Annotated in this window: 18 protein-coding genes; 8 read left to right on the top strand and 10 right to left on the bottom strand. The window is 71.4% G+C overall.

What is annotated here, in order from left to right:
- Positions 1–182: 182 nt before the first annotated feature.
- The 5 genes from ACFYSC_RS36365 to prcB form a co-directional block, all read right to left on the bottom strand.
- Positions 183–1,136, bottom strand: a complete 954-nt coding sequence (locus tag ACFYSC_RS36365; protein ID WP_389970779.1) for an FKBP-type peptidyl-prolyl cis-trans isomerase — start codon at positions 1,134–1,136, stop codon at positions 183–185.
- Between the two features lie 96 nt (positions 1,137–1,232).
- The gene (gene pafA, locus ACFYSC_RS36370) at positions 1,233–2,591 is read right to left on the bottom strand and encodes a Pup--protein ligase (RefSeq protein ID WP_362937313.1); all 1,359 of its coding nucleotides are present in this window, start codon (positions 2,589–2,591) and stop codon (positions 1,233–1,235) included.
- Between the two features lie 292 nt (positions 2,592–2,883).
- Positions 2,884–3,435, bottom strand: a complete 552-nt coding sequence (locus ACFYSC_RS36375; protein ID WP_389970783.1) for a hypothetical protein — start codon at positions 3,433–3,435, stop codon at positions 2,884–2,886.
- A 116-nt stretch (positions 3,436–3,551) separates the two neighbouring features.
- Positions 3,552–4,385: a proteasome subunit alpha gene (prcA, locus tag ACFYSC_RS36380; protein WP_389970786.1), complete on the bottom strand. Its 834-nt coding sequence runs from the start codon at positions 4,383–4,385 to the stop codon at positions 3,552–3,554.
- A 19-nt stretch (positions 4,386–4,404) separates the two neighbouring features.
- Positions 4,405–5,223, bottom strand: coding sequence for a proteasome subunit beta (prcB, locus tag ACFYSC_RS36385; protein WP_389970870.1), 819 nt, complete (start codon positions 5,221–5,223; stop codon positions 4,405–4,407).
- 214 nt (positions 5,224–5,437) lie between these two features.
- On the opposite strand from prcB, the gene ACFYSC_RS36390 reads away from it, so the two are divergent.
- The 7 genes from ACFYSC_RS36390 (at position 5,438) to ACFYSC_RS36420 (ending at position 15,232) form a co-directional block, all read left to right on the top strand.
- Positions 5,438–6,820 carry an extracellular solute-binding protein gene (locus ACFYSC_RS36390; protein ID WP_389970789.1) on the top strand — a complete coding sequence of 461 codons (1,383 nt, stop codon included), beginning with the start codon at positions 5,438–5,440 and terminating at the stop codon, positions 6,818–6,820.
- A gap of 277 nt (positions 6,821–7,097) precedes the next feature.
- Positions 7,098–7,943, top strand: a complete 846-nt coding sequence (locus ACFYSC_RS36395) for a carbohydrate ABC transporter permease (protein WP_389970793.1) — start codon at positions 7,098–7,100, stop codon at positions 7,941–7,943.
- Complete coding sequence (locus ACFYSC_RS36400; RefSeq protein ID WP_389970796.1) at positions 7,940–8,884, top strand: carbohydrate ABC transporter permease; 945 nt, start codon at positions 7,940–7,942, stop codon at positions 8,882–8,884. Before ACFYSC_RS36395 ends, ACFYSC_RS36400 begins: the two co-directional genes overlap by 4 nt.
- A complete protein-coding gene (locus ACFYSC_RS36405; RefSeq protein ID WP_389970799.1) occupies positions 8,881–9,966 on the top strand; it encodes an ABC transporter ATP-binding protein in 1,086 nt (361 codons plus the stop codon). Before ACFYSC_RS36400 ends, ACFYSC_RS36405 begins: the two co-directional genes overlap by 4 nt.
- Positions 9,963–11,171, top strand: a complete 1,209-nt coding sequence (locus ACFYSC_RS36410) for a CehA/McbA family metallohydrolase (RefSeq protein WP_389970802.1) — start codon at positions 9,963–9,965, stop codon at positions 11,169–11,171. Before ACFYSC_RS36405 ends, ACFYSC_RS36410 begins: the two co-directional genes overlap by 4 nt.
- Positions 11,171–12,250 carry a Gfo/Idh/MocA family protein gene (locus tag ACFYSC_RS36415; RefSeq protein WP_389970872.1) on the top strand — a complete coding sequence of 360 codons (1,080 nt, stop codon included), beginning with the start codon at positions 11,171–11,173 and terminating at the stop codon, positions 12,248–12,250. Before ACFYSC_RS36410 ends, ACFYSC_RS36415 begins: the two co-directional genes overlap by 1 nt.
- A gap of 87 nt (positions 12,251–12,337) precedes the next feature.
- Positions 12,338–15,232 (top strand): glycoside hydrolase family 38 C-terminal domain-containing protein, encoded by a 2,895-nt coding sequence (locus tag ACFYSC_RS36420; protein WP_389970805.1) that lies wholly within the window; start codon positions 12,338–12,340, stop codon positions 15,230–15,232.
- A 118-nt stretch (positions 15,233–15,350) separates the two neighbouring features.
- Here ACFYSC_RS36420 and ACFYSC_RS36425 read toward each other — a convergent pair whose 3' ends face one another.
- Entirely contained in the window at positions 15,351–15,560 is a 210-nt protein-coding gene (locus ACFYSC_RS36425; RefSeq protein ID WP_179828145.1) for a ubiquitin-like protein Pup, read from the bottom strand.
- A 798-nt stretch (positions 15,561–16,358) separates the two neighbouring features.
- Here ACFYSC_RS36425 and ACFYSC_RS36430 point away from each other — a divergent pair.
- Positions 16,359–17,153, top strand: a complete 795-nt coding sequence (locus ACFYSC_RS36430) for a serine/threonine-protein kinase (protein ID WP_389970808.1) — start codon at positions 16,359–16,361, stop codon at positions 17,151–17,153.
- Positions 17,154–17,276: 123 nt separating this feature from the next.
- Here the strand turns inward: ACFYSC_RS36430 and dop are convergent, their stop codons facing one another.
- The 4 genes from dop to ACFYSC_RS36450 all read right to left on the bottom strand — a co-directional run bounded on the left by dop (position 17,277) and on the right by ACFYSC_RS36450 (position 23,160).
- A complete protein-coding gene (gene dop / locus ACFYSC_RS36435) occupies positions 17,277–18,794 on the bottom strand; it encodes a depupylase/deamidase Dop (RefSeq protein ID WP_362937276.1) in 1,518 nt (505 codons plus the stop codon).
- An 86-nt stretch (positions 18,795–18,880) separates the two neighbouring features.
- Entirely contained in the window at positions 18,881–20,131 is a 1,251-nt protein-coding gene (locus ACFYSC_RS36440) for an acyltransferase family protein (RefSeq protein ID WP_389970812.1), read from the bottom strand.
- A 192-nt stretch (positions 20,132–20,323) separates the two neighbouring features.
- On the bottom strand, positions 20,324–22,087 hold the full coding sequence (arc, locus tag ACFYSC_RS36445; RefSeq protein WP_362937270.1) for a proteasome ATPase: 1,764 nt from the start codon (positions 22,085–22,087) through the stop codon (positions 20,324–20,326).
- Positions 22,088–22,293: 206 nt separating this feature from the next.
- Positions 22,294–23,160, bottom strand: a complete 867-nt coding sequence (locus ACFYSC_RS36450; RefSeq protein ID WP_362937267.1) for a tRNA (adenine-N1)-methyltransferase — start codon at positions 23,158–23,160, stop codon at positions 22,294–22,296.
- Between the last annotated feature and the right edge of the window lie 13 nt (positions 23,161–23,173).

The raw sequence follows: 23,173 nt of genomic DNA on the forward strand, positions 1-23,173 counted from the left end.
GGCACGGTACGCGTCGCGGGCCCGCCGACCCGTACGCGGCCGGACCCCCCCCCCCCCGCTACCTTCGGGGCCCACCGGGTAATTTTCGGCTCTGCCCCCCAAACCCCGGCGGGGGCCCCCAACGGCGCCCCCGGCACGGGAAACGGAGGAGGAACGGATCGGGAAGGGGACGGGAGGACGCCTCAGTAGGCGCCGAGGACGTCCACGGCGAAGACCAGGGTGTCAGTGCCCTTGATCTTGTCACCGGAGCCCTGCTCGCCGTAGCCGAGGCTCGGCGGGATGCTCAGCAGCACCCGGCTGCCGACCGGGACGCCCACCAGGCCCTGGTCCCAGCCCTTGATGACCTTGCCGGTGCCGATCTGGAACATGATCGGCTGGCCACCGCGCGCCCAGCTGCTGTCGAACTCGACGCCCGAGCCCCAGATCTTGCCGACGTACTGGACCAGGATCGACTGCCCCGCCTTGACCTCCGGGCCCGATCCCTTGATCACCGTCTTGGCGACGAGGTCCTTGGGCGCCTTGTCCTTGGTCTTGGTGTCCAGCTTCGGCGCGGCGTCGCCGCCGGGGTTCTCCAGCTTGATGCCCTTGATCCCGGCGTCGGTGGCCTTGCCCTGGACCGCCTTGTCCTTGGGCACGCCCACCACGTCGACCACGAAGACCTGCGACTGGCCGGCGGGGGCCTGCTTCTGCTGCTCGGCGGGCAGCGAGTCCTTGGCGACGACGGACAGGAAGCGGCCGCCGTCCTTGGTCTCGGCGAAGCCCTTGCGCAGGATCTCCGGGACCTGGTCGTTCAGCGTGATCAGCTGCGGGCCGCCCTCGTCGTAGGTCGAGCCGACCATCTTGTTGGCCTTGCCGTCCCAGGTGTAGACGGTGAAGTTGGCGACCACGTTGGACCCCTTCTGGGCCGGGGCGCCGGCCGTACCGGGGGTGATCACCTGGTAGGAGGAGGTTTCGGCGACCTTCGCGGGGAAGGCCACCGCCGGCTTGGCGTTGGGCGCGCCGGTGACCTTCAGGGCCGAGACCCCCTCGCCGCTCGGGTTGGCGGAGTTCGCGGTGGCGGTGCCGTCACCGGACCCGCAGGCCGCGGCGAACATCAGGGGCAAGGCGGCCAGTACGGCCAGGCTGCGGCGACGCATAGACATTCCTCAGGCAGACGTCAGGTTCGCGCAACATTACCCGTCCCGCCATAGGGCCGCGATAAATCATCGACCGCCTTGCCGAAAGCATGACCATCACATTCCGGCGATCAGCTTCTCCACCCTCTCGTCCACGCTGCGGAAGGGATCCTTGCACAGCACGGTGCGCTGCGCCTGGTCGTTGAGCTTCAGGTGCACCCAGTCGACGGTGAAGTCGCGCCGCTTCTCCTGCGCCCGGCGGATGAACTCCCCGCGCAGCCGCGCCCGGGTGGTCTGCGGCGGCACCGACTTGGCTTCGAAGATCTTCAGGTCCGTGCTCACCCGCTCCACCGAGCCGCGCCGCTGCAGCAGGTAGTACAGGCCGCGGCGGCGGTGCACGTCGTGGTACGCCAGATCCAGCTGGGCGACCCGGGGGCTCGACAGCGGCAGGTCGTACTTGTCGCGGTACCGCTCGATGAGCTGGTACTTCGTCACCCAGTCGATCTCACGGGCGACCAGGTCGAGGTTGCCGGTGTCGACGGCGTTGAGGGTGCGCTCCCACAGCTCCAGCACCCGCTCGCTGGTCTCGTCGCCGCCGCGGCGGTCGACGAAGTCGCGGGCCTTCGCGAGGTACTCCTGCTGGATCTCCAGCGAGGACGCCTCCCTGCCGTTGGCCAGCCGGACCCGCCGCCGCCCGGTCATGTCGTGGGAGACCTCCCGGATGGCCCGGATGGGGTTCTCCAGCGACAGGTCGCGCATCACCGTGCCGGCCTCGATCATGCGCAGCACCAGGTCGGTCGCGCCGACCTTGAGCAGCATGGTCGTCTCGCTCATGTTGGAGTCGCCGACGATGACGTGCAGCCGGCGGAACCGCTCGGCGTCGGCGTGCGGCTCGTCGCGGGTGTTGATGATGGGCCGCGAACGGGTGGTCGCACTGGAGACGCCCTCCCAGATGTGCTCGGCCCGCTGGGAGACGCAGTAGACCGCGCCCCGGGGGGTCTGCAGCACCTTCCCCGCGCCGCAGATGATCTGCCGGGTGACCAGGAAGGGGATGAGCACGTCGGCCAGGCGGCCGAACTCGCCGTGCCGTCCCACCAGGTAGTTCTCGTGGCAGCCGTAGGAGTTGCCCGCCGAGTCGGTGTTGTTCTTGAAGAGGTAGATGTCGCCGGCGATGCCCTCCTCGCGGAGCCTCTTCTCGGCGTCGACCAGCAGGCCCTCCAGGATGCGCTCCCCCGCCTTGTCGTGGGTGACGAGCTCCACGACGTTGTCGCACTCGGGGGTGGCGTATTCGGGGTGACTGCCGACGTCAAGGTAGAGGCGGGCGCCGTTGCGCAGGAAGACGTTGCTCGATCGGCCCCAGGACACGACACGGCGGAAGAGATAGCGCGCGACCTCGTCGGGCGACAGCCGCCGCTGTCCCCTGAACGTGCAGGTGACCCCGTATTCGTTCTCAAGTCCGAAGATGCGACGGTCCATTGCCTCACACTATTCGCCGAACCCCTCCCGCGGGAGGGATCAGTTGGGGGGTTTTCGGTCCTACGGCTTATGCCCTGCGCGGTGCTCGGCTAAGCACGCGCGGGCCCCGGCCGGGCCCGCCACGACCGCACACCCGGCCCCGGCCCCCGGCACGCCACAGCCGCACCCGGACCCAGCCCCAGTCCCGGCCCCGGCACGCCGCGGCCCGCGCCCGGGTTCGTCCCCGGGCGCGGGCCGCGGCGTGGGTCCTCCTCCCGGCGGCGCACAGGGCCGGCGGAGAGGGGCGAGGAGGTCAGGGGGTGTAGATCTCCTGCACCTTGACGATCCGCCCGCGATAGACGGTGATCAGCGACGGACGCTGCATCTTCGCGGCCCGCTTCAGCAGCGTCGTGCGGGAGCAGCGCTTCGCGCCCAGGCCGCGCCTGTCGACGGTCAGGTCCGCCATCCGCGACGAGCAGCCGAACGCGCTCAGATAGACCACGTTCCCGGCGACGGGTGAGCTGTAGGCGTTGACGTCGCCCTCCCGCGGGCCCGTGAAGTGGCCCTCGGTGTACTTGTCCCGCACCCACCTGATCGGCTCGTACTCGGCCTGCCCGCCGGACACGTGGGTGATCCAGCCGCGCAGGATGCCGTCCCTGCGGGGGCTGAGGCTCTTGGTGAAGTCATGGCCGGGGTCGGACTGGAACTTCGTGCCGAAGATCTTCGGCGTGGGGAAGTGTGGGATCGCGCTCGCCTGGGCGGGGGCCGCGGCGGCCTGGACGGGAACCACGGCCGCCTGGGCGGGGGCCGTACCGGCGGCAAGGGCCGCGCACAGGGCGGCGGCGGTCAGAACGGATCGTCTCATGACTGCTTCGACCACGCCCCCGCGCCCCGGGTTCACCGAACCGGGGTGTGATCCATGTCACAACGCGCGGGCGCCGCGCCCCCCTCGAAGGGACGCGGCGCCCGCGGAACACGCGATCAGCCGCCGGAACCGGTGTCGATCTCCCCCTCGGGAGCCGTGGGCGGGGTCTGAGAGCCGTCGTCCTGCGGCGCGGCGAGCGCCGAGGACGCCGGAGACGCCGGGGACACGGCGCTCCCGCCGTCCCCCGCGCCCTCCGGGGCGGACGGCCCGGCCAGCAGTGCCTCCAGCCTCGGACCGGCCAGGCGCTGGAACTTGCGGTGCGGCCGGTTGCGGTCGAGCACCGCCACCTCCAGCTGCCCGGCCGGGGGCCGCTCGCCACCCGGCTCGGTCAGCGCGAACAGCGCCGCCTGCAACGCGTCGGCCAGGGACAGGCCGTCGCGGTAGCGCTCCTTGAGCCGGCCCGCGACCGCCTCGGCCTGACCGCCCATCGCCACCAGACCGGACTCGTCGAACACCGAGCCGTCGAAGGTGAGACGGTAGATGTGGTCCTCATCGACGGTGTCGCCGACCTCCGCCACCACGAGCTCCACCTCGAACGGCTTCAGCGACTCGGTGAAGATCTGGCCGAGGTTCTGCGCGTAGAGGTTGGCCAGACCCCGGGCGGTGACGTCCTCCCGGTCGTAGGTGTAGCCGTTGATGTCGGCGTAGCGGATCCCGCCGAGACGCAGCGCCTCGAACTCGTTGTACCGGCCGACCGCGGCGAAGCCGATCCGGTCGTAGATCTCACTGATCTTGTGCAGGGCACGGGAGGGGTTGGGGGCGACGAACAGGATGCCGTCCTCGTACTGCAGCACGACGACGCTGCGGCCTCGCGCGATGCCCTTGCGCGCGTAGTCCGCCTTGTCCCGCATCTGCTGCTCGGGCGAGACATATCCAAAGGGTATGGACACCTGCGGTGATCCTCTCGTGTTAACGCAGCGGAGCGGTGGGGCCGTCGGGGGAGGTCTTCCGGCTCTCCACCATCGCCTCGACGTACTCGGCGATCTCGTCGTCGCCCAGGCGGCGGTAGCCGTCGGCGGTGAGCACCGCGACGACGGGCCAGATCCTGCGGATGACGTCCGGGCCGCCGGTCGCCGAGTCGTCGTCGGCCGCGTCGTAGAGGGCCTGCAGGACCGCCGCCACGGTGTCCTCCGGGGAGGCCCCCTCGCGGTACAGCTTCTTCAGCGCCCCCCGCGCGAAGATCGAGCCGGAGCCGATCGCGTGGTGCTGGTGCTGCTCGTACGGCCCGCCGCCCACGTCGTAGCTGAAGATCCGCCCGCTGTCACCGGCCGGGTCGTAGGCCACGAACAGCGGGACCACGACCAGACCCTGCATCGCCATCGGCAGGTTGCCGCGGATCATCGTGGCCAGCCGGTTGGCCTTGCCCGCCACCGACAGCGAGCGGCCCTCACGCTTCTCGTAGTGCTCCAGCTCGACCCGGTAGAGGCGCGCCAGCTCGATGCCGGTGCTCGCCGCACCGGCGATGCCCATGGCCGAATGGTCGTCCAGGCGGAACACCTTCTCCATGTCACGCTGGGAGATGATGTTGCCCGACGTCGCCCGCCGGTCCCCGGCGATCACCACGCCGCCGGCGCAGGTCGCCGCGACGATCGTGGTGGCATGGGGGATCTGGTCACCCACCGGAGCCGCCAGCGTCTCGTTGCGTCCCGGCAGCAAGTCCGGCGCGTGGGACCTGACGAACTCCGAGAAAGAGGAACTCCCGGTGTCGGTAAAGATGTGATTCACCATGCCGGCGGGCAGGTCCCTGTGCGATCCCACGCGACTCCCTCCAAAGGTGCGGTCCCTTAAGGCCCGACCTTACTCACGTTGCCGTGCTGTCTGCACTTCCCTCGATCAGCTCAGCGCGAACCACCTGCGTCCCTTACGTTGAATCTTTACGCCCGTGTAAGCCTGTGTAATTGTCGAGTTGTCGTGACATGCCTCACCTCCCCCTGGAGGTCACGTGAGACCCTTCCACCGGCCTGTCCTGATATCGGCCCTGGCAGCCGCCGCCCTCGCCCTCTGCTCCTGCGGCTCCGGATCCCCCGCCGACGGCGGCGGCGTCACCCTGACCATCACGGCCAACTCCATCTCCGGCGGCAAGAACTCGGTCAGCGCCGACTGGATCAAGAACTGGGTGATCCCGAGGTTCGAGGCCGCCCAGAAACAGGCGGGACGGGACGTGCACGTGCTGTTCCAGCCGAACGGCGTCGACGACGAGCAGTACAAGACGAAGGTCGCGCTGGACCTGAAGTCGAAGACCGGCGCCGACGTGATCGACCTCGACGGGATCTGGGTCGGCGAGTTCGCCCAGGCCGGGTACATCAGACCCCTCGGCGAGGTCGGCGGCGCCGCGGCGGACTCCTGGGACGGCTGGCGGCGGATCCCCGAAGCGGTGCAGGGCCTGGGCGTATTCGAGGGCAAGAGGTACGGCGTGCCGCAGGGCACCGACGGCCGCATCCTCTACTACAACAAGAGCCTGTTCACCAAGGCCGGCCTGCCGGAGAAGTGGCAGCCCAGGAGCTGGCAGGAGATCCTCGACGCCGGGACGGCGCTGCGCCGGCTGCCCGGCGTGACGCCCATCCAGATCAACGCCGGCACCGCGATGGGCGAGGCCACCTCGATGCAGGGCGCGCTGCCGCTGCTGGCCGGCACGGGCACCGAGATCTACGCCGGCGGCAAGTGGGCCGGGGCCTCCCAGGGCGTCAAGGACGTGCTGGACTTCTACCGGCGGATCTACGCGGGCGGCCTGGGCGACCCCAAGCTGCAGCAGGAGGCCAAGGGCCGCGACAAGTCCTTCGCCGAGTTCGCCGCCGGCAAGATCGGCATCCTCGCCGAGGGCGACTACTTCTGGCGCTCGGTGATCGAGCCCAAGACCGGGGTCGCCCCGATGGCCGACCGCGACAAGGTCGTGGGATACGCCAAGATCCCCGCGAGGACGCCCGGCGCGGGGATCCGCGGCCAGGACTTCGTCAGCATGTCCGGCGGCGCCGTACGGGTGCTGAACCCCTTCTCCAAGCATCCTCGGCAGGCGTGGGAGCTGCTGGCGTTCCTGCACTCGGCCGAGGCGGTCAAGGCCGAGCTGGCCGGGGCCGTCCGCGTCACCTCCCGCTCCGACGTCAACGACGAGGTCCTCGCCGGCGACCCGCTGCTGAGCTTCATCTCCCGGGAGATCCTGCCGATCACCGCCTACCGCCCCGGACTGGCCCTCTACCCCCAGGTGTCGGCCGCCCTGCAGGAGGCCACGGCCGACGTCGTCTCCGGCAGGTCCGTCGAGGAGGCCGCCGCCGCCTACCGCACCAAACTCGAACGCCTCTCCGGCAACCCCGCCAACATCACCAACTGATGCCGCCGACTGAACCCGCTCGGGGGCGCCGGTGTCTGGACTGAGGAGAGCCGCGAGGGGCGCCGGTGTCTGGACTGAGGAACGCAGCCGCGGAGCGGCGGAGTGACGAGGGAAGACACCGGACCAAGAGCCCCGAGCCGCGACGCGCAGCGTCGCCATGAACAGGGAGCGGAGCGACGGAGTGACGAGGGAAGACACCGGCTCAAGAGCCCCCGAGCCGCGACGCGCCAGCGTCGCCATGAGTACAGACGCGGCAGGCCTCGGGCGGACACGGGCGGTGGCGTTCGCGTCGCCCGCTCTCGTGCTCATCGGCGTCTTCCTGGTCTTCCCCGCCCTGTGGACCATCTACCTGGGCCTCACCGACTACCGGCTGACCGGCCTGGCGGCGGCCGACCCCCAGGTGGTGGGGACCGGCAACTACACCGCCGCGCTCGGCGACGAGCGGTTCCGCAACTCCTTCTGGCTGACGGCGCAGTACGTCCTCGGCTCGGCGGTCATCGGGCAGGCGGGGCTCGGCTTCACCCTGGCGTGGACGCTGCGCGGCCGGCGCGGAGCCGTACGGCGGGTCGTCGAGGGGCTGGTACTGCTGTCGTGGATCCTGCCGGGTTCGGTGGTGGCGTTCCTGTGGATCGCGCTGCTGGACCGCGACGGCGGGACCCTCAACGCCCTGCTGGGCACCCCCGGCGCCGCCTGGCTGCTCGACCACCCCATGCTGTCGATCATCGTGTTCAACACCTGGCGGGGCACCGCGTTCTCGATGATGCTCTACTCGGCGGCGCTGGAGAACGTGCCCGTCTCCCACCTGGAGACCGCCCGCCTGGCCGGCGCCTCCACCCTCCAGCAGCTCCGCGACGTGGTGCTGCCGCAGATCAGGGGACACGTGCTGACCAACGTGCTGCTGACGAGCCTGTGGACGTTCAACGACTTCACACCGTTCCTGATCACCGCGGGCGGCCCCGAGGGGCGGTCGGAGATCCTGCCGTTCTACGTCTACAACACCGCGCTGCGCGGCGGGCAGCTCGGCTTCGGCGCCGCCGTGTCCTTCCTCATCCTGCTGATCAATCTCGTCTTCGCCCTGGCCTACCTGCGCCTGCTGCGCAACCGCCGGGAGGTGGCCGCATGACCCCCGACCCCGCCGCGGACCCCGCGATCCGCCCCGAACCCGCCGCATCCGCACAGCAGGCGCCCGCACGGCAGGCACCCCCACAGCAGATGTCCGCACGTCAGGCACCCGCCCGGCGCTCCCCCGTACGGCACGCGCTCGGCCGGATCGCCTCCGCCGCCTTCCTCGCGCTCGCCGCCGCCTTCTTCGCGCTGCCGATGCTCTGGCTCGCCTCGGCGCCGTTCGACGCCCACCCCTCCGTCACGGTGTCGGTGCCGGAGTTCACGCTGGCCAACTTCCGCGCCATCCTCGACAACCCCTACGCGGCGGGCTCCATCGTCAACTCCGTCATCCAGGCCGGCGGCGCGGCCGTCCTGGTGGTCGTCCTGGCCGCGCTGGCGGCCTACGCCCTGTCCCGGGTCCGGGTGCCCGGCCGCGACGTCCTGCTGTACGTGCTGCTGCTCCTGTCGTCGGTCGTCACCGGCACCGCCGCGATGGTGCCGATCTTCGAGCTGGCCACCCGGCTCGGCCTGGTCGACACCCACCTGGGCGTGATCCTCGTCGTCTCCGGCGGCCTGCTCCCCGCGGCGATCTTCATCCTCAAGGACTTCATGGACGCCACCCCCACCTCCTACGAGGAGTCGGCGCGGGTCTTCGGCGCCTCGCCGGCGCAGATCCTGCGCCACATCGTGGTCCCCCTCGTCCGGCCCGGCCTGGCGACGGTGGCGGTGTGGGCGGTGGCCAGCGTGTGGGGCGGCTTCCTGATGCAGTACATCCTGCTGCGCGACCCGGGTAAATCCCCCAGCGCGGTCGTGCTGTTCACCCTCTACACCGAGGGCGGGCAACCCGACCTGCCGTTGATCTCGACGTTCTCCCTGCTCTACTCACTGCCGGTGGTACTGATGTACCTGTTCGTGAGCAGCAGGTACGGCTTCCGCTTCCATGGAGGGATCAAGCAGTGATCTCCGTGCACGGCCTGACCAAGGTGTTCCCCGGCGGCGTCCGGGCACTCGACTCCCTCGACCTGGAGATCGCCGAGGGCGAGTTCTTCGCGCTCCTGGGACCGTCCGGCTGCGGCAAGACCACGCTGCTGCGGACCATCGCCGGCCTGGAGACCCCCACCTCCGGGAGCGTCGTCATCGGCGGGACCGACGTGACCGCGCTGCCGCCCGGCCGCCGCGACGTCGCCATGGTCTTCCAGGACTACGCCCTGTTCCCCCACATGGACGTCACCGACAACATCGCCTACCCGCTGCGGATCAGAAAGGTCCCCCGCGCCCGCCGCCGGGCCAGGGCCGCCGAGGTCGCCGACCGGCTGAGCCTCACCGGGCTGCTGGGCAGGCGCCCCGGGCAGCTGTCGGGCGGCCAGCAGCAGCGGGTGGCGCTCGCCCGGGCCATCGCCTGCCGCCCGCGGGCGTTCCTGTTCGACGAGCCGCTGTCCAACCTCGACGCCCGGCTCCGCCTGGAGGCCCGCACCTTCCTCAAGCGCCTGCAGGACGAGCTCGGCGTCACCACCGTTTTCGTCACCCACGACCAGGGCGAGGCGCTCGCCCTGGCCCACCGGATCGCGGTCATGGACGCGGGCCGGATCGCCCAGGTCGGCACCCCCGCCGAGGTGTTCCACCGTCCCGCCACCACCTTCGTCGCCTCCTTCATCGGCTCCACCCCGATGAACCTGCTGCCCGGACGGATCGGCGACGGCGGCGCGCTGCACGTGGCGGGCGCCGTACTGCCGGCCCCCCAGGACGCGCCCGGCGGCGAACCCAGTGAAAACGTCGGAGACGCCGGGGAGATCGTGTACGGCGTGCGCCCGGAGTACACCGACCTGTCCACCACGCGGCGCGACGACGGGTTCGCCGGCGAGGTCGCCGTCCTGGAGAACCTCGGCACCGCCACCCTCGTCACCCTTGAGAGCCCCGGCCACCTCGTCCAGGCCGTCGTCCCCGAGGGCCGCGAACCCGCCCTCGGCACGACCGCCTGGGCGGTCCCCCGGCCGGGCCGCGCCCTGCTCTACCGCGACGACGTCCTGGTCGGCCGGGCATGAGGGCGCTGCGCCTGACCGGCCGCTGGAGCCTTGCGGACCGGGTCACCGGCCCGGTCCGCGGCGTGCCGTTCGAACTGCCCCCCGGCGCCCGCGCCTTCACCGTCCGTCTGGCCTACGACCGCTCCGCCGGCGTGCTGGACCTCGGCTGCGAGGGCCCGGCCGGGTTCCGCGGCTGGTCCGGCGGCGCCCGCTCGGAGTACACCGTCGCCCCCGGCTGGGCCACCCCGGGCTACCTGCCCGGCGAACCCGAACCCGGCCGCTGGCACGTCCTGCTCGGCCTGTACCGTGTCCCGCCGGACGGCCTGCCGTACGAGATCACGGTCATCCCGCACCTCGCCCCGCCCGCAGCGCCGCCCGCCCGCACCGGCCTGCGGCCCCCGCCGCCGCCACCGCGCGCCCCCGCCGCCGTCCGCCGCGACCTGCCCGGCCTCGGGGACCTGCGCTGGCTCGCCGGCGACCTGCACGCCCACACCGTCCACTCCGACGGCTCACTCGGCGTCTCCGAGCTCGCCTGCCTGGCCGCCGACCGCGGCCTGGACTTCCTCGCCGTCACCGACCACAACACCGTCAGCCACCACGCGGAACTGCCCGCCGCCGCGACCTACGCCGCGATCACCCTGATCCCCGGCCAGGAGGTCACCACCGACCTCGGCCACGCCAACGCCTTCGGCGACGTCGGCTGGATCGACTTCCGCGAACCCCCCGACCGGTGGGCCGAGACGGTCCGCGAACGCGGCGGGATCATGTCCGTCAACCACCCCGTGGCCGTCGACTGCGCCTGGCGCCACCCCATGCGCACCCCTCCCCCGGCCGTGGAGGTGTGGCACTGGAGCTGGTGGGACCGCACCTGGGGAGCGCCGCTGGCCTGGACGCAGGCGTGGTCGCCCGGCGCGGTGCTGGTCGGCGGCAGCGACTACCACCGGCCCGAGGAGGGCCACCCCCTCGGCGACCCCACCACCTGGGTGCTGGGCCGCGACCCCCTGGACGGACTCCGCCAGGGCGTCACCGCCGTCTCCGCCACCCCCGACGGCCCCCTGCTGCTGCGCCACGGCGACGACTTCCTCATCGTCGGCGGCGACGGGCTCGTCCTGTGGGGACCGGGCACCCGGCGCGTCGTCCTCGGCGACCGGGTCGTCCTGCCCGCCCGGCCCGGCCCGCACCGCCTGGAGACGTACCGCAACGAGGTGATGGCGCTGTGCACGTGATGAGGGCCGCGCTCGCCGGGCTCGGCGTCGCCGCCCAGGTGATCTACCTGCCGCTGCTGGCCAGGCGGCGGGACCTGTTCGAGGTGACCGACGTGTGCGACCTCGACCCGGCCCGCGCCGAGGCCGCCGGCCGTCTCACCGGCGCCCGCCCGCACACCGACCCCCTGGAGATGCTCGGCCGCGGCGGCTTCGACGCGCTGGTCGTGCTCACCGCAGGCTCCCACGGCGCCCTCGTCGCCGCCGCCCTGGAGGCCGGCTTCGCCGTACTGTGCGAGAAACCCCTCGCCTACAGCCGCGCCGAAGCCGAGGCGCTGCGGGCCGGACCGCTGCGCGCCGGCGAACGGCTCATGGTCGGCTACATGAAACAGTACGACCCCGCCGTACGGCGTGCCGCCGCCCTGCTGGCCGGCCGGGCCGTACGGCACCTCGACGTCACCGTCCTGCACCCCGCCGACGAGGCCCAGCTCGCCTTCGCCCGCGTGCGGCCCTCCCACCCGGCCCCCGAGGCCCTCGCGCCCTGGCTGCGGGCCGACTCCGCGGCCCTGGACGCGGCGCTCGGCCCGGACGCCCCGGAGGCGGTCCGGTCCCTCTACGCCGGCGTGGTGCTCGGCAGCCTCTGCCACGACCTGGCGCTGCTGCGGACGTTCGGCGGCCCGCCCGCCACCGTCGACCACGCCGCCGCCTGGGACGGCCCCTCCCTGGAGGCCGGCGGAGCCCTGCCCCGGGGCCGCTACGGCCTGCGCTGGCACTACCTGCCCGGCCACCCCGCCTACCGGGAGACCGTCAGCGTCCACCACGAGGACGGCACGCTGGAGCTGGTCTTCCCCTCCCCCTACCTGATGAACGCCCCCACGGTCCTGACCTCCTCCTCCCTGGACGGGACCACCGAGATCAGGACCGCCCACCGCGACGTGTCCGAGGCGTTCGAACTCCAGCTGGAGGCGTTCCACGCCTTCGTCACCCGGGGCACGCCCCCGCTCACCGGCCTCGACGGCGCCCTCGCCGACATCGTCGCCGCCCAGCAGATCATCCGGGCGGTCGCCGGGCCGTCCATCGGAGGTGAGGCACATGACGCCTGACATCACGACCACGCGTGAGACGTCCGCGGGCAGGACACGCGACACCTGGAACCACGACCACCCGGAAGCCGCAGGGAGGTGGGGGGCGTGACCCCTGAGACCACCGGCACGCCCGGCATCGTGGTCGTCCCGCACACCCACTGGGACCGCGAGTGGTACCTCCCGTTCCAGCGCTTCCGGCTCGGCCTGGTCCGCCTGCTGGACGAGGTCCTCGACACCATGGCCGCCGACCCCGCCTACCGGTTCACCATGGACGGCCAGCTCGCCGCCCTGGAGGACTACCTGGAGATCCGCCCCGAACGGCTCGGCGAGATACGGCGGCTGGTCACCGAGGGCCGCTTCGCCGCCGGCCCCTGGCTCATCCTCGCCGACGAGTTCCTCTGCTCCGGCGAGACCCTCATCCGCAACCTGGAGTACGGCATGCGCGGCGCCGGGGAACTCGGCGGCGCCATGCGCGTCGGCTACCTCCCCGACCAGTTCGGCCACTGCGCCCAGATGCCGCAGATCCTCCGCCAGGCCGGCCTCGAGCACGCCTGCCTGTGGCGCGGGGTGCCCGCCTCCGTCGGCCGCGACGCCTTCGCCTGGACCGGCGCCGACGGCACCGCCGTCCGCACCCAGTACCTCCCCGGCGGATACGGCAACGCCGTCGCCCTGTTCACCGGCCCGGCCGACGGCCTCACCGGCCGGCTGGACGCCTTCGCCGAGACCATGCGGCCCTGGCACCCCGACGGCCCGCTGCTGGCCATGTACGGCGCCGACCACAGCGCGCCGGCCGCCGGCATCACCGCCGCCGGGCTGCGCCTGGCCACCCTGGAGGAGTACGTCACCGCCCACGACCCCGGCACCGCCGGACTGCCCGTCGTCCACGGCGAGCTGCGCTCCCACGCCCGCGCCAACATCCTGCCGGGCGTCGTCTCCGCCCGGATGCCCGCGAAAAGACTCATGGCCCGCGCCGAGCGCGTCGTCGCCCGCTACGCCGAGCCGCTCGCCGCGCTCTGGCTGCCCGGCGGCACCGCCGCCGCCAAGCTGCTCGACCTGGCCTGGCGCCGCCTCATCGCCTGCAGCGGCCACGACTCCATCACCGGCTGCGGCGCCGACGAGACGGCCCAGCAGGTCGCCGCCCGCATCGCCGAGGCCGGGCAGATCGGCCAGGCCGTCGTCGACCTGGTCGCCTCCTCCCTCGCCGCCGGCGCGGCCCGCGACGCCGTCGTGGTCGTCAACCCCTCCCCCTTCCGGCGCACCGGCCTCGTCCTGGCCGACGTGCCCGAGTCCCACCCGGTCCTGACCGCCCCCGGCGGGGCCCGCGTGCCGGCGCAGCGGCTGGAGCTGGCCCCGACCCTCCTCGACGAGACCGTCATGGACGACCTCACACTGCTTCTCGGCCGGGTCCACGACCGGGAACTGTTCGGCCGGCTGATCGTCTCGTGGTCCGCGGAGTGTCCGGAGAGGGACGGAGAGACCCCCGAGGGGATCTTCACCGTCGTCGTGGCCCGCGCCCCCGCCACCGGCTACGAATACACCGACCTGCGCGCGGCGGTCCTGGACGCCGCCACCGCGCGGCCGGGACCGTGGCGGGTGCGCATCGTCGCCGAACCCGTCGTCACCGTCGCCGCGCTGGTCACCGTCGAGGCGTTCGGCCGTACGGTGCTCACCCCCGCCGGGATCCCCGGCATGGAGGACCCGGCCGTGGAGGATCCGGTGGCCGAGGCCGCCCCCACCGGAACCGGGGCCACGGAGGGTCCGGTGTCCGGGATCGTCCCCACCGGAGCCGGGCCCGCGGAGGAGCGATCCGCCGAAGACCGGCTCACGGACGAGAAAGCCGAGGGAGCCTCCCCTCGGGGAAGCGAGCCGCCCCCCGCCGAGGGCGTCCTCGGCAACGGCCTGCTGCGCGTCGCCGTCGCCCCAGACGGCACCCTGTCACTGCGATCCGCCGGCGCCGAGATACACGGGGTGGGCCGCATCGTGGACGGCGGCGACGCCGGAGACACCTACAACCACGCCCCGCCCCGCCACGACCTCCTCGTCGACGCCCCGCTCCACGTGGAGGTCGAGACCCTCCACACCGGACCGCTGACGTCGGTGCTGGAGATCCGCCGCGAGTACGCCTGGCCCGCGCACGAGGAGGGCGACGGGCGCTCCGCCGCCCGCGAGAACGTCACCGTCACCACCAGGGCCGAACTACGGGCCGGCGAGCCGTACCTGCGGCTGGAGATCTCCTTCGACAACCGCAGCCGCGACCACCGGGTCCGCTGGCACGCGCCGCTGCGGCCCGGAACCGGCGAGTCCTCCGCCGAAGGACAGCTGTCGGTGACGCGCCGGGGGACGACCGCCGAGGGCGGCTGCGGCGAGGAGCCGCTGCCCACCTTCCCCGCCGAGGGATTCGTCGCCGCGGGCGGCCTGGCGGTCCTGCTGGACCAGGTGACCGAGTACGAGCTGACCGGCGGGGAACTGGCGCTCACCCTGCTGCGATCGGTGGGGTTCCTGTCGCGCAACCGCAACGCCTACCGCGACGAGCCCGCCGGCCCCCAGATCGCCACCCCCGACGCCCAGTGCCCGGGGCCGGCCACGATGCGCTTCGCCGTACTGCCCTGTCCCGGCTCTTGGCACGAGGCGGGCCTGCCGCGGCTGGCCGAGGAGTATCGGCACGATCTGCTGACGGTGCCCGGCGACAGCCCGTCCATCGGCCCGTCCATCGGCCCGGTCGCGCGGACGGAGGTGGCCCGGGACGGAACGGGCGCGCGACTGGAGGTCGAGGGTGCCGGCGTGGTGCTCACCGCTCTACGCGAGCGGAACGGCGCGCTGGAGGCCCGCCTCGTCGCCGAGCATCCCCACGGCACCGAGGCCGTCATCCGGGGCACGTTCACCGCCGCCCGCCGCGCGGACCTACTCGGGGTGCCGGGTGAGCGACTGGAGACGGAGGGCGGGGAGGTGCGGCTGCCGCTGCGCCCCTTCGAGATCGCGACGGTGCACCTCATCCCATGAACGGCGGGGCGGCCCCGTCACCCGCTGAGCGGCGGGACGGGCTCGTCCCGGCCGCCCGTACGCCGGAGTCGGCCGGGACGGGCTCCCGTCCCGGCCCCGGGAACGAGGGTGACCCCGGCTATTCCCCGCCCTTCTGGATGTACGACCTGACGAACTCCTCGGCGTTCTCCTCCAGGACCTCGTCGATCTCGTCGAGGATCGCGTCGACGTCGTCCGAAAGCTTCTCGTTGCGCTCCTGGACGTCGGAGGTGTCGACCGAGGTGGTCTCCTCCGCTTCCCGTTCGGTCCGGCCGGTCTGCTTCTGGCCGCCGGTGTCCTTGCTAGCCATCTGTGGCACCTCCGCCTGGGGGACGCTTGTGATTCCTATCTTCCCCGAAGCGACTGACATTGCGCGCGGATCGCCCCCCGATCTTTGTCCGGGGTCCACGCCTGCCGTCCAGGGGTTGTAGTCCGTCCAGAAAACCCCTTTCGTCCCCTTTAAAGCAAATATCCCCTTTCCCCAGCCATCCCACCCCTGCCCGAACGGGAGTGTCACCCCCCGTTCGAGGAACGTTCCCGCGCCTCCCCCACACCGGACCGAGCTCGGAGCGATCGACCCTGGACGGACCCAGCCGGACCGGAGACCCTCAGTCCCGGGAAAACTACGCTCGCACAGCCCCCACTCGAAAGCCCAGATTTCCATTCTCTCGACCGGACCCCTTTACAATGTAGATTAAAGACTTGGACGAGTCTCCTGACAGCTCACGGGCCTGCCAGTCAGCCCATGGGAAACACCGCGAGGGGGCGCCGGTGTCTGGACTGAGGAACGCAGCCGCGAGGGGGCGCCGGTGTCTGGACTGAGGAGCGCAGCCGCGGAGCGGCGGAGTGACGAGGGAAGGCACCGGTCACCAGCCCCCGAGCCGCGACGCGCAGCGTCGCCATGAGCACAGCGGAGCGGCGGAGTGACGAGGGAAGGCACCGCTCACCAGCCCCCGAGCCGCGACGCGCAGCGTCGCCATGAGCACAGCGGAGCGGCGGAGTGACGAGGGAAGACACCGGCTCACCAGCCCCCGAGCCGCGACGCGCAGCGTCGCCATAGGTACGGCACAGTGTCGCCATTAACAGAGAAGACTGCGATCATTGACCGGTGAGCACCATCGTCGACAACCGGTATGAACTCGTCTCACCCGTCGGCCGAGGAGCGACAGGGGTCGTCTGGCGGGCCTATGACATGCTTCTGGACCGCGAGGTGGCGCTCAAGGAGATCCCCCTGCCCCCGGGACCGGAGGCGGTCGACCGGCGGCGCCGGGTGGTGCGCGAGGCGCGGATGGCGGCCCGGCTGAGCCACCGGGGCATCGTGACGGTGCACAACCTGGCCGAGGAGGCCGAGCGGCTCTGGATCGTCATGGAGTTCCTGGAGGCGCTGACCCTGCACGACACCCTGGTGCAGGCCGGACCGCTGCCGGCGGACCTGGTGGCGGCGATGGGGGGCCGTCTGCTGGACGCGCTGCGGCACGCGCACGACGGCGGGGTGATCCACCGGGACATCAAGCCCGCCAACATCATGCTGACGGGCGACCGGGTGGTGCTGGCCGACTTCGGGTTCGCCGCGCCGGAGGGGGCGGCGAGCCGCTCGATGCGGGGCACGCCGGCGTTCCTGGCGCCGGAGGCCCTGCACGGGCGGGGCGGTACCCGTGAGGCGGACATGTGGTCGTTCGGGGCGACGCTGTACATGGCGGTGGAGGGGCAGACGCCGTTCCGCACGGTCAACTCGATGGCCGCGCTGGCGGAGGCGCTGCGCGGGCCGGCGCGGGCGCCGCGGCGGGCCGGCCCCCTGGAGCCGGTGCTGCGGGGGCTGCTGCGCAAGGATCCGCGGGCCAGGCTGAGCGCCGAGCAGGCCTCCGTCCTGCTGGCCCGCATCCGCTGCACCAGCGCGGCCTGACCGTCGCGGGCGCCGTCCCGGGCGGAGGAGGACGTCACCGCCAGCCGTACGGTCCCGGCGGAGGGGAGGACGGGCGGGAGGGCCGGGCGCGCCGCGCGGGGGCGTCCCCGCGCGGCGGCGGGCTCACCGGTCGCCGGTGAGGGCGCTGACCAGGTCGGCGGCGGTGCGGCAGCGGTCGAACAGCTCGCCCACGTGGGCCTTGGTGCCGCGCAGCGGCTCCAGGGTGGGGACGCGCTGCAGCGACTCACGGCCGGGGATGTCGAAGATGACCGAGTCCCAGGAGGCGGCGGCGATCGACTCGCTGAACTGGCTCAGGCAGCGGCCCCGGAAGTAGGCCCGGGTGTCGCTGGGCGGAGCCTCGATGGCCCGCTGGACCTCCTCCTCCGTGACCAGCCGCCGCATCCGCCCGCGGGCGACCAGCCGGTTGTACAGGCCGCGGTCGGGGCGGATGTCGGAGTACTGCAGGTCGACGAGCTGCAGCCGCGGGTGGGACCAGGGCAGGCCGTCGCGGCTGCGGTAGCCCTCCAGCAGCTCCAGCTTGGCCACCCAGTCGAGCTCGCCGGCCAGCTGCATCGGGTCCTCGGCCAGGCGGGTGAGGACCGACTCCCAGCGGTCGAGGACCTCCTTGGTGACCTCGTCGACGCCGTTGCCGCTGCGCTCCTCGGCGTACTTGCGCGCCAGCTCCAGGTACTCCATCTGGAGCTGGACGGCCGTCAGGCGGCGGCCGTCGCGCATGGCGATCTCGTATCTGAGGGTCGGGTCGTGGGAGACCGCGCGCAGCGCCTGGACGGGGTTCTCCACGGAGAGGTCACGCGTGAAGTAACCGTCCTCGATCATGGCGAGGACGAGCGCGGTGGAGCCGAGCTTGAGGTAGGTGGAGATCTCCGACATGTTGGCGTCGCCGATGATGACGTGCAGGCGCCGGTACTTGTCGGGGTCGGCGTGCGGTTCGTCGCGGGTGTTGATGATCGGCCGCTTGAGCGTGGTCTCCAGGCCCACCTCGACCTCGAAGAAGTCGGCCCGCTGGCTGATCTGGAAGCCCTCTCCGCGGGAGTCCTGGCCGATGCCGACCCGGCCGGCGCCGGTGACGACCTGGCGGGACACGAAGAAGGGCGTCAGGTGCCGGACGATGTCGGCGAACGGCGTGGCCCGCCGCATCAGGTAGTTCTCGTGGCAGCCGTAGGAGGCGCCCTTGTTGTCGGTGTTGTTCTTGTAGAGCTGGATGGGAGCGTTGGAGGGGATCGCCGAGGCGCGGACCGCGGCGTCGTGCATGACCCGCTCCCCCGCCTTGTCCCAGATCACCGCGGCTCGTGGGTTGGTGCACTCGGGAGTGGAGTATTCGGGATGGGCGTGGTCCACGTAGAGCCGGGCGCCGTTGGTGAGGATCACGTTGGCCAGGCCCAGGTCCTCGTCGGTGAGCTGACTCTGGTCGGCCATCTCACGGGACAGGTCGAAGCCCCGCGCGTCGCGGAGGGGGTTCTCCTCCTCGAAGTCCCACCGTGCCCGTCTGGCCCGGGCCGCCGAGGCGGCCAGGTAGGCGTTGACGACTTGGGACGAGGTCACCATCGCGTTGGCCCCCGGCTGTCCGGGCACGGAGATGCCGTATTCGGTCTCGATGCCCATCACCCGCCGTACCGTCATGCGCATCCTCTGTTCATCCGGGACTGTCTCCTCCGCCGTATATATCCCCGACCCTAGACCCTTCACTATGCCCGGTGGCCGGACAGTTATGGCAACGAAGCCTTTTCGCCCGCCGACCAGGGGTCCGGGCGGTGATCCGGGGGCGGGGCGGACGGCGGCGAGGCGGGGAACACGGGGGCCGCGGAGGCGACCGGCGACGCGGAGACGACCGGCGACGCGACGGGGAACGCCGGCGGGGCGGCGGGGGCCTGTGGCGCGGCGGCCCGGCGCGTCCTCGCCCTGACGAACTCCTGGACCGGCCGCTCGGCCACCCGGTAGACGAGGTAGGAGAACGCCATCGCGGCCGCGACGGTGGCCAGGGCGGTCAGCCAGGGCGGGAGGGCGTCGCGCAGGGCGGGGATGATCAGCACGGCCGCCGCGGTGTGGAACAGGTACAGGGGATAGGTGAGCGCGCCCAGCGTGACCAGGCCGCGCCATCGCAACCGGCGGAGCATGCCGAGCGCGACCAGCGCCATGAGCGCGTAGAAGCCGATGACGGTGACGGCGACGGCCCACGGGGGCACGGGCATGGCCGCGTAACCGACCAGCCCGACCCGTCCGGCCACCCGGTCCATGGCGGCGCTGACGGCCAGCCCGGCGCTGATCCCGGCCACGCACCACAGGACGAGCCGGGGGCCGAACCTGGTCATCAGGAAGAAGGCCATGCCGCCGACGAAGTACGGCGCGTACTTCGGCATCACGACGAGGTCCACCCACGCCTGGTCGCTGCCGGCGAGGAGCCCGGCCGCCAGCAGCCACACGCCCATGAAGACCAGGCACCGGCCGAACGTCACACCGACGATCACCAGGACCGAGATGAGCACGTAGAAGCGGAGCTCGGCCCACAGGGACCAGTAGACGCCGTTGGCGTCGTAGACGCCGAGGGCCCGCTGGAGCATCGTGAGGTTGACCCCGTACTCGGCGGAGCTGAGCTTGGGGTCCAGGGCGGTGGCGCCGGTCAGGCCGTAGAGGGCGGCGGTGACGGCGACGCTGACCCAGTAGGCGGGGAAGAGGCGCACCAGCCGGGAGAGGGCGAACGTGCCGAGTCCGCGGCCCCAGATGCTCATCAGGATGACGAATCCGCTGATCATGAAGAACAGCTCGACGCCGAGGATGCCGAGTCCCGAGAGGGTGGAGATCGCGGGGAAGAGCTTCGCCGGCCGCTCGCCCCACACCGAGTTGAAGGCGATGAAGTAGTGGAAGGAGAGCACCGCCATGGCGGCGACGAAACGGAGGAGGTCGAGTTCGGCGAGACGGCCGCTCCCCCGGGCCGTCCCGCGGGACCCCGCGCCGGTCACCGGGCGACCGCGCCTGAATGATCACGCACGTCGGTTGGACGGCGGCTGGACCGCCTGGGTTCCCCGTGGCGTGATCACACTTGTGTGACGGACGGTACGGCGGGGCAGGCCGTACGGGCCCGGACACGCCTCGCGGCGCGGCCCCCGCCGGGGTCGCGCCGCGAACGCGCTCGCCGTGCGCCGGTGACGGCGCTAGAGGTACTGACCGGTGTTGGCCACCGTGTCGATGGACCGGCCGGCCTCGGTGCCCTGCTTGCCCGTCACGAGGGTGCGGATGTAGACGATCCGCTCGCCCTTCTTGCCGGAGATGCGGGCCCAGTCGTCGGGGTTGGTGGTGTTGGGAAGGTCCTCGTTCTCGGAGAACTCGTCGACGCAGGCGGCCAGCAGGTGCTGGATCCGCAGGCCCTTCTGCCCGCTCTCCAGGAACTGCTTGATCGCCATCTTCTTGCTGCGGTCCACGATGTTCTGGATCATGGCGCCGGAGTTGAAATCCTTGAAGTACAGGACCTCCTTGTCGCCGTTGGCGTAGGTCACCTCGAGGAAGCGGTTCTCCTCGCTCTCGGTGTACATCCGCTCGACGACCCTCTGGATCATCGCGACGACGGTCGCCGCGCGGTCGCCGTTGTGCTCGGAGAGGTCGTCCGGGTGCAGCGGCAGTTCGTCGATGAGGTACTTGGAGAAGATGTCCTTGGCCGCCTCGGCGTCCGGCCGCTCGATCTTGATCTTGACGTCCAGGCGGCCGGGCCGCAGGATCGCCGGGTCGATCATGTCCTCGCGGTTGGACGCGCCGATCACGATCACGTTCTCCAGGCCCTCGACGCCGTCGATCTCGCTGAGGAGCTGGGGGACGATGGTGTTCTCGACGTCGGAGGAGACCCCCGAGCCTCGGGTCCGGAAGATCGAGTCCATCTCGTCGAAGAACACGATCACCGGGGTGCCCTCGGACGCCTTCTCACGGGCCCGCTGGAAGACCAGGCGGATGTGCCGCTCGGTCTCGCCGACGTACTTGTTGAGGAGCTCCGGCCCCTTGATGTTGAGGAAGAAGCTCTTGCCGGACTGCCCGGTCTTCTCGGCGACCTGCTTGGCCAGGGAGTTGGCGACGGCCTTGGCGATCAGGGTCTTGCCGCAGCCGGGCGGCCCGTACAGCAGCACGCCCTTGGGGGGGCGCAGCTTGTGCTCGCGGAACAGGTCGGCGTGCAGGTAGGGAAGCTCGATGGCGTCCCTGATCTGCTCGATCTGCCGCATGAGCCCGCCGATCTCCTCGTAGGAGATGTCGGGCACCTCCTCCAGGACGAGCTCCTCGACCTCGGACTTGGGGATGCGCTCGTAGACGTAGCCGGAGCGGGGCTCCAGCAGCAGCGAGTCGCCGGCGCGGATCGGCTGGTCGAGCAGCGACTCCGCCAGCCGCACCACCCTCTCCTCGTCGGCGTGTGAGATGACCAGCGCGCGCTGGCCGTCCTCGAGCAGCTCCTTGAGCATCACGATCTCGCCGAGGTCCTCGTATCCGAGGGCCTCCACCACGTTGAGCGCCTCGTTCAGCATGACCTCCTGGCCACGCCTGAGCGACTCGGCGTCCACCGCGGGGCTGACGTTCACCCGGAGCTTGCGGCCACCGGTGAAGACCTCCACCGTGCCGTCTTCTCTGGCCTCGAGGAAGACGCCGAACCCGGACGGCGGTTGCGCCAGCCGGTCGACCTCCTCCTTGAGCGCGACGATCTGGTCTCTGGCCTCCTTGAGGGTTGCCACCAGACGCTCGTTCTGGCCGGTGACGGCCGCGAGATTCGCCTGCACCTCATGGAGACGCTCTTCGAGGACCCTGGCCTGCCGGGGAGACTCCGTCAGCTTCCGACGCAACGCGGTGATCTCCTCCTGCAGGAAGGAGACCTGCGTTCTGAGATCAGCGACCTCCCGTTCGCGCTGCGCGGCCCGAGCCTCGGCGTCATCGCGAGCTGCCACGGCGTCACCTCCTTCCCAGTCGAGACCGACTACTCGAAACCCTACCCATCGGGGGGCTGTCAGTTACCTGGTAGAGCAGTGTTCGTATGGCTACATTAAGTATTTGGCGATTAATCCCTTATGAAGCGTTTAGTGCTTGGAAGCATAAGAACACGACGATCTGGTGTCATGTAACACGCCGATGTGCTCTCGTGGCTGAATCGTCATCATGCGGTGGAAGTCGACTCCTCGCCATACGCTCCCTTTGCCGGACGCCTGCGCCGGGGTGGTGGGGTCACCCCGTCCGCCATGCGACGGGCGGTGACGAGGAATCCGGTGTGTCCGACCATCCGATGGTCGGGCCGTACGGCGAGCCCCTCGACATGCCAGTCGCGAACCAGGGTCTCCCACGCGTGGGGCTCGGTGAAACTCCCGTGTTCGCGCAGAGTTTCCACCGTTCGCGACAACTGCGTGGTCGTCGCCACATAACAGCAGATCACGCCGCCGGGCGTGAGCGCCTTGGCCGCGGCGTCCACGCACTCCCACGGGGCGAGCATGTCGAGGATGATCCGGTCGACGTCACTCTCGTCGAGCGACTCGGCGAAGTCCCCCACCACCAGGCGCCACTGCTCCATCGGGCCGCCGTAGAACTTCTCCACGTTCTTGGTGGCCACCTCCGCGAAGTCCGCCCGCCGCTCGTAGGACGTCACCCTGCCCTCCGTTCCCACCGCGCGCAGCAGGAAACACGTCAGCGCGCCGGAGCCGACCCCCGCCTCCACGACGCGCGCGCCGGGGAAGACGTCGGCCATCGCGACGATCTGCGCCGAGTCCTTCGGGTAGATGACCGCCGCGCCGCGCGGCATGGACAGCGTGTAGTCCTGGAGCAGGTGCCGGAACGCGAGGTACTGGGTGCCGCCGGACGAACGGACCACCGACCCCTCGGGCTGCCCGATGAGGTCGCTGTGCGGGATCGCACCCTTGTGGGTGTGGAAGACCCCGTCCTCCTTCAGCGTCACCGTGTGACGCTTGTTCTTGGGGTCGGTGAGCTGAACCTGATCCCCGGCCCTGAAGGGGCCATGCCTGCGAAAACCCATGAAGGCAAGGTTA

This window comes from Streptosporangium sp. NPDC004379, assembly GCF_042873875.1.
Lineage (GTDB): Bacteria > Actinomycetota > Actinomycetes > Streptosporangiales > Streptosporangiaceae > Streptosporangium.

Bases quoted from the DNA above. Each gene is read 5' to 3' on its own strand.
- ACFYSC_RS36365 (WP_389970779.1), bottom strand. From the start codon at position 1,136: ATGCGTCGCCGCAGCCTGGCCGTACTGGCCGCCTTGCCCCTGATGTTC.
- pafA (WP_362937313.1), bottom strand. From the start codon at position 2,591: ATGGACCGTCGCATCTTCGGACTTGAGAACGAATACGGGGTCACCTGC.
- ACFYSC_RS36375 (WP_389970783.1), bottom strand. From the start codon at position 3,435: ATGAGACGATCCGTTCTGACCGCCGCCGCCCTGTGCGCGGCCCTTGCC.
- prcB (WP_389970870.1), bottom strand. From the start codon at position 5,223: ATGGTGAATCACATCTTTACCGACACCGGGAGTTCCTCTTTCTCGGAG.
- ACFYSC_RS36400 (WP_389970796.1), top strand. From the start codon at position 7,940: ATGACCCCCGACCCCGCCGCGGACCCCGCGATCCGCCCCGAACCCGCC.
- ACFYSC_RS36410 (WP_389970802.1), top strand. From the start codon at position 9,963: ATGAGGGCGCTGCGCCTGACCGGCCGCTGGAGCCTTGCGGACCGGGTC.
- ACFYSC_RS36415 (WP_389970872.1), top strand. From the start codon at position 11,171: ATGAGGGCCGCGCTCGCCGGGCTCGGCGTCGCCGCCCAGGTGATCTAC.
- ACFYSC_RS36425 (WP_179828145.1), bottom strand. From the start codon at position 15,560: ATGGCTAGCAAGGACACCGGCGGCCAGAAGCAGACCGGCCGGACCGAA.
- dop (WP_362937276.1), bottom strand. From the start codon at position 18,794: ATGACGGTACGGCGGGTGATGGGCATCGAGACCGAATACGGCATCTCC.
- ACFYSC_RS36450 (WP_362937267.1), bottom strand. From the start codon at position 23,160: ATGGGTTTTCGCAGGCATGGCCCCTTCAGGGCCGGGGATCAGGTTCAG.